The 6,143-nt window shown below is 70.4% G+C and carries 6 protein-coding genes; 3 read left to right on the top strand and 3 right to left on the bottom strand.

Going from position 1 to position 6,143, the window contains the following annotated elements; all coding sequences use genetic code 11:
• Positions 1-374 precede the first annotated feature (374 nt).
• Positions 375-1,316, top strand: coding sequence for a hypothetical protein (locus tag VFW79_RS01785; protein ID WP_329675599.1), 942 nt, complete (start codon positions 375-377; stop codon positions 1,314-1,316).
• 54 nt (positions 1,317-1,370) lie between these two features.
• Here VFW79_RS01785 and VFW79_RS01780 read toward each other — a convergent pair whose 3' ends face one another.
• From VFW79_RS01780 to VFW79_RS01770, 3 genes are all read right to left on the bottom strand, one after another.
• Positions 1,371-2,426 carry a kelch repeat-containing protein gene (locus VFW79_RS01780; protein ID WP_329675598.1) on the bottom strand — a complete coding sequence of 352 codons (1,056 nt, stop codon included), beginning with the start codon at positions 2,424-2,426 and terminating at the stop codon, positions 1,371-1,373.
• A gap of 178 nt (positions 2,427-2,604) precedes the next feature.
• Positions 2,605-3,333 (bottom strand): DUF72 domain-containing protein, encoded by a 729-nt coding sequence (locus VFW79_RS01775; RefSeq protein ID WP_329675597.1) that lies wholly within the window; start codon positions 3,331-3,333, stop codon positions 2,605-2,607.
• Positions 3,334-3,343: 10 nt separating this feature from the next.
• A complete protein-coding gene (locus VFW79_RS01770; RefSeq protein ID WP_329675596.1) occupies positions 3,344-4,063 on the bottom strand; it encodes an NAD-dependent epimerase/dehydratase family protein in 720 nt (239 codons plus the stop codon).
• A 210-nt stretch (positions 4,064-4,273) separates the two neighbouring features.
• Between VFW79_RS01770 and VFW79_RS01765 the strand changes: the two genes are divergently transcribed.
• Both VFW79_RS01765 and VFW79_RS01760 read left to right on the top strand, forming a co-directional pair.
• Entirely contained in the window at positions 4,274-5,044 is a 771-nt protein-coding gene (locus tag VFW79_RS01765; RefSeq protein ID WP_329675595.1) for a GAF and ANTAR domain-containing protein, read from the top strand.
• Between the two features lie 179 nt (positions 5,045-5,223).
• Positions 5,224-6,143 (top strand): PAS and ANTAR domain-containing protein (locus tag VFW79_RS01760; RefSeq protein ID WP_329675594.1); only part of this gene is annotated, 920 nt, incomplete at its 3' end.

The raw sequence follows: 6,143 nt of genomic DNA, 5'->3' as shown, positions 1-6,143 counted from the left end.
GGCCCCGTCTTCGTCACGCTACACGCGTCCCGCGGGCGCGGGCGCTTGCACGACTGGCGTTCGACTACCGTGCACGAGTGGACGTGAACCGGATCGGTGGTGCAGCGCGCGGGTCGACGCGGCGGGGGCGCGCACGGGACGCCCGAGGCCTCCTGAGTGCGGTCGTGACGGCGGTGTTCGCGCTCTCTGTCACTGCGTGCACGGCCGCTGCACCGGCGCCCGTGGCGCAGCTCACGTCGCCGCCGGCCGGCGGGGTCAGTCCGGCCCCATCGACCTCCGCAACCCCTGCCCCGAGCCCGTCTCCGTCAGCCGCGTGGCCTCCGGCGGCTGTATCGGGTGACCCTGGCTCCCTTGCTCCCGGCTCGGACCCGAGCGTGCTGCCGGGGCCGATCATCATCGCGGACAAGAAGAACGACCGACTGGTCGTCGTGAGCCCCCAGGGCCAGGTGCTGTGGCAGTGGCCGCAGCCGGGCGACCTCGCGGCCGGCCAGACCTTCCTGATCCCCGACGACGTCTTCTTCAGCCCCGACGGCAAGCAGATCATCGCCACCGAGGAGGATCAGTTCGTCATCACCCAGATCGACATCGCCACCCGCAAGATCGTCTGGCGGTACGGGACCCCGGGCACGCACGGATCCGGTCCGAACCAGCTGTGGAACCCCGACGACGCGATGATGCTGCCCGATGGAACGGTGATCGCCGCCGACATCAAGAACTGCCGCCTGGTCGACCTGGCGCCGTCCTCGCCCGGACCGCTGTGGACCCTGGGAAGGCCGGGGGCGTGCGCGCACAACCCACCCACCGGGTTCGGCAGCCCCAACGGCGTCTTCCCGCTCGCGAACGGCCACTTCCTGGTCACGGAGATCAACGGGAGCTGGGTCGACGAGATCGACCGCACCGGCCACGTGTACTGGTCGACGCACGTGCCTGGGTTGACCTACCCGTCGGACTCGAACCAGTACAAGCCCGGCCAGTACCTCACGGTCGGCTACACCAACCCGGGGCAAGCGGTGATCTTCGACGCGTCGGGCAAGGCCCTGTGGCGGTGGAACCCCAGCAGCGGTGCCGACAAGCTCAACCATCCGTCGCTCGCCGAAGGCCTGCCCAACGGCGACATCATGCTGAACGACGACTTCAACCACCGCGTGATCGTGATCGACCCGGCCCAGAACAAGATCGTCTGGCAGTACGGGCACACGGGTGTGGCCGGCGTCGAGCCGGGCTACCTGAACAACCCCGACGGGATCGACCTCGTGCCGCCGCACTCCTACGCGAACACCGTGGGCACGACCCAGGCGACTCCCGGGTTCTGGTGAGCTGACTGCCCGAGCGGGGCAACGGCCGGTGGCTCCTGACGTGCGCCGATCTGGTCAGTGTGCGAGCTGCAGGCGCACCACCGTGTTCAGGGACGTGACCTTGCCGCCGACACTCGCGACCTCACCGCCGACGACGTAGGCGCTGTCGGCCAGCACGGCGATGGCCATGTCGGACGCCGGCGCCGGCAGCTGGCCGACGGCGGCCAGCGTGGCCGTGGTGGGGTCGAACCGGGAGATCGCGCTCTGGTGGGCCTTCCCGTCGGTACCGCCCACCAGCAGGATCGTGCCGTCCAGGACGGTCGCTGTCGCGTGGGCGAGCGGCGCGGGCAGGTGTCCAGCGACGACGGCAGTGCCGGTGGTGAGGTCGACGCGCTGGATGTCGTCGGTCACCGTGCCCTGGTGCTCGCCACCGAACACCCACAAGGTGGTCCCGACGACGACAACGGCCGGGTAGCGGACCGTCACGGCGAGGTGCGCCACCACGTGGAAGGACACGCCATCGGTCGTGGCCAGGATCTCCGGCAGCTCCGTGCTCCCGGTGTACCCGCCGACGACGTACGCGGTCGTCGAGTCAGCGGCCACCGCATCGTCCGACCGGGCCTGCGGAAGCTGCCCGCTGATCGATGCTGCGCCTCCGGTCAGCGCGACGGCCTGCACCGCGGAGGTCGACGCCGAGGTTCCCCCGCCGATGACGAGCGCGCGGCCGCCGAGCACCGCGCCACCGGCGTCGTGCGTGGTCTGCGCGAGGTGCCCGGCGACGCTGACCGTGCCTGCGCTCGGGGAGACCGCCAGGATCGTGGCCGTGGTGGTGGTGCCGGCTTCGAGGCCACCCAGCAGCAGGAGCTGGTCACCCGCGGGCAGTGCGACGAGCCGGGACAGCGTGGTGGGGAGCTTCAGGGGGAGCTGAGTCACGCTCAGTGTCGGTGCGGCGACGGGTGTCGGGGTGGCGACCGGTGCTGCACCAGACGGGGCGACACTCCCGGGGCTGATCGCGGTCGCTGCCTGCGACGACGCCGAGGTCACCGGGGCGGCACCGGAGCATCCGGCGACGGTGAGAGTCGTCGCGAGTGCGAGGACCGCAGTGACGATGACGCGGCGCGGCAGGGACATCAGCTCTCCATTCGGTCGGGGCTCGCGGGGGCGCGGTGAGGTCCGGGCGCAGGACGGCCCGTTCCCGTGGGGTACCGGGACTTTAGACCTCTCACCAGTGGAGACGACGAGCGCCGGCCTGCGTCGCGCCGCTGGCGCGGTCGGTGAGGCGAACCACCCGAGGAGACCCCGCCAGGTCTCACTCGGCGAGCATGCGGCGCAAGGTGCGCGCGTTGCGCACGGCATTCCCTTCGCCGTCGTTGTTGAAGTAGACGAGGACGTCGCGGCCGCTGGCGTCCCACTCACGCAGGCGGTCCGCCCACCACCCGAGGTCGGCGTCCGAGTACGAGCCGGCGTACAGGTGGTCGTCGTCCGGTCCGTGCATCCGCACGTACACCACCGGTGCCGTGGCGCGCAGAACGCAGGGCAGTCCGGCCCCGCTCATGACGCAGTACGCGGCACCGCGCCGTTCGAGGAGCGCGAAGACCTCCTCGACGTGCCAGCTCGCGTGGCGCAGCTCGACACTCACCTTGATCCAGTCCGGCAGGTGGCGAAGGAAGTAGTCGAGTCGTTCGTCGTCCCGAGTGTGGTCGGGTGCCAGCTGCACCAGGAGGAGGCCTCGCCGCTCGCCGAGCTCGTGCCAACCGGCCGCGATGCGTGCGACCCAGCCCTCGGGCCCGAAGAGGCGCCGTCCATGGCTCAGTCCGCGGGGAGCCTTCACTGACATCACGAAGCCGGGCGGCAACCGATCGTGCCACTGCGCGAAGCGAGGAGGAGGGGGCCACCGGTAGAAGCTGGCGTTGAGCTCGACCGTGCCGAACTCCTGGGCGTACAGCCCCAACCGGGCGGAGGCCGGGAGGCCGTGCGGATAGAGCACCCCGTCCCAGTGCTCATAGCTCCAGCCCGACGTTCCGACGCAGATCGTCACACCCGCCTGCTCAGACGGGCTGTCGCAGTGCACTGGCGAACCATGCGACGGTCTCGCTGAGCCCTTGTTCCCAGGGCACTCGCGCCTCCCACCCGAGCGCGCACCTCGCCAGGGTGGTGTCCGGACGACGCACCGGGGGGTCGTCGATCGGGCGCCCCACGAAGTTCAGCCTCGAGTGTGAGCCCGTCGCTGCCACGATGTCTGCCGCGATCTGCCGCACGGACAGCGCGCGCGAGCTGCCGAGGTTGATCGGGCCCGCCAGGGCACTCTGCGCCATCGCGAGCACGCCGTCGACAAGGTCCCCCACGTAGCAGACCGAGCGTGTCTGCTTCCCGTCGCGCGGACGCATGCGTGGGCCGTACGTGCTGAAGATCCGGACGATGCCGGTGTCGACACCCCGCGAGGCGCGGTACGCCGTCGTGAGCGCCTCTCCGACGCGCTTGGCCTCGTCGTACACGCCCCGGGGCCCGACGGGGTTGACGTTGCCCCAGTAGTCCTCCGGCTGCCGGTGCACCAAGGGGTCGCCGTACACCTCCGACGTGGAGGCGAGGATGAACAGGTGCGCCACATTGGCGGGCGAGCCGGTGACGAAGTTGTCCAGGCACACCACGTAGGTGCCGCGCGCGACGAGCTCGGTGCACAGGTGGCTGCCGAGGAAGCCCGCTCCACCGGTGATCACCACACGGTTCAGCGATCGAGGACGCGGGTCATGCAGGTGGGTCCGGTTCACGTCTACTGCTCTCGTCAACTCCGAACCGCGCTCTGCTTGACGGCTTGGCCCATCGTCGCACGCCCGCACATCGGTGTCCTCTGACGGTGGGTGTCGGTGCCGGAGGCCCGAGGCTGTGACGGTGGCCCTGCGACCTGACGACGGGGAGCATCATTGCAGGAGCATGACGAGGCAACCGGGGGCATCGACTCTGAGAGGTCAGGAGCGCAGGTGGACGAGAGCGTCGAGGCGATGACGCAGCTGGCGCGCGCGGTCGACCGCGGTGCGACCCAGGAACCGCTGGCCCAGCGCCTGTGCCGAGCATGCCTGGAGATCCTGGGGGCAGGGGGAGCGGCCATCACGCTCGCCACGACGCGACCAGAGAGCTTGACGATCTGGGCGACGGACCGGACATCTGCGGCGCTCGAGAGTCTTCAGGACGTCATCGGCGAGGGACCCAGCCGCGAGGCGTTCGACTCGGGAAGCCCCGTCGTCGTCCAACTCGACGCCGCCGTGCCCGGCCCGTACGCCGTGTTCGACGACATGGCTGAGGACCTCCTGGGCAAGGTCACCATCTGGGCACTTCCGATGCGCCCGGCCGGCACGACGATCGGCGTCCTGACGCTGTATCGGAGCTCGGGCGGGCTACGTCGCACGCTGGACGAGGCTCAGCGGATCGCGGACGCCGTCGGTGCTGCCCTGCTGGAGGACGCCCGGACCGAGGTGCCCACCTCACTGGCCGCATGGTCCGAGCGGGCCGTCGTCCACCAGGCGATCGGGATGGTGGTGGCCCAGCTTGGCGTTCCGACCGTGGACGCACTGGCGCTGCTTCGCGCACATGCCTACACCTCCGCGACCACCCTCACGGCGGTCGCCTCGGCCGTCGTCAGTCGACACCTGGACCTCGCCGGCACCCCGGACGACTCCGGTCGACCAGCGCGCGGCCCGACCGGAAGCCGGAGTGCCGGCGACGACGACGACGCGGGCAGCGGTCAGCCATGATCCCGACACGTGCGGGACTTACGCGTTCGTGTCGACACCGTGCCAGCTCCGGCACATGATGGGGCGGGGTGAAGAGGCCCCGTGCAGGGCAGAGCAGCGCGACCCAGGGCGGTCGTGACAACAGCGGTTCGCGTGGCGGTTGGGGAAGTGGTGGCTTGGGCTCGTTCATGGAGGACTCCGTGATTCACACACCAGACGATCTGCACGATCGACCGGGTGCGCACGACGCCGAGATCCCGTTGGGCACTGTGCGTGCCCAGGGGGGAGTGTGGACCTGGTCGGACAGCGTCTACGCCATGCATGGCTTCGCGCCTGGTGAGGTCGTGCCCACGGCCGAGGTGATGCTGGCCCACTGCCACCCCGCGGACCGGACGCGGCTGGCATCGGTCCTGGTGGCGGACGACAGCGAGCTGGCGTACGCGGCCGAGCAGTACAGGCTCATCGACGCACGCGGTGCCGAGCACTGGGTGGCGCTCACCGTGGACTGGTCGTCGAGCGCCGACTGCATGTACGCCTCGATGCTCGACCTGACCGCCCGCTACACCCGGGCGAGCGCTGATGCCGTGACCTCCCTGCTGACCGAGGCACTCGAGTCGCGCAGCGTGATCGACCAGGCCAAGGGTGCGCTCGAGGTGGTCTACGGCACCGACGAGTCGACGGCATTCAACCTCCTCAAGCTGTACTCCCAGCAGACCAACGTCAAGCTTCGAACGGTCGCGGGTGACATCGTCGACTCGTTGAGCACCGCGCACGCGCTGCCGGCCGCCATGAAGCGCGTCTTCGACGAGCAGTTCCTCGACCTCGCGCGTCACGTCTCGGATGGCGGGCTACGACCCGCGAGGCGCGAGGACGCGGGACGACCTGTCGAGGTCACGTTGCATATCGATGCGGATGTCGTCCGCGTCGTCGTCACCGGCGACGTCGACCTCGCGACTGCCCCGGCGTTCGCCGGCGCGCTGCGTTCGGCGTGCGCACGTGCGAGCGCCGAGCACAGCGTCGTGGTGGATCTCTCGGCCTGCGCGCGGGTCGGACCCGAAGGGCTCGCCGAGCTGGCCTCGGCGCGGCGGCGACTCGCCCGCAAGTCCGCGGAGATCCGTGC

The organism is Cellulomonas sp. (assembly GCF_036279715.1).
GTDB lineage: Bacteria > Actinomycetota > Actinomycetes > Actinomycetales > Cellulomonadaceae > Cellulomonas_A.
This window is presented reverse-complemented; position numbering and strand designations above follow the sequence as displayed.

What these genes read in the sequence shown, in the direction of transcription:
- VFW79_RS01780 (WP_329675598.1), bottom strand. Translation starts at nt 2,426, where the DNA reads ATGTCCCTGCCGCGCCGCGTCATCGTCACTGCGGTCCTCGCACTCGCG.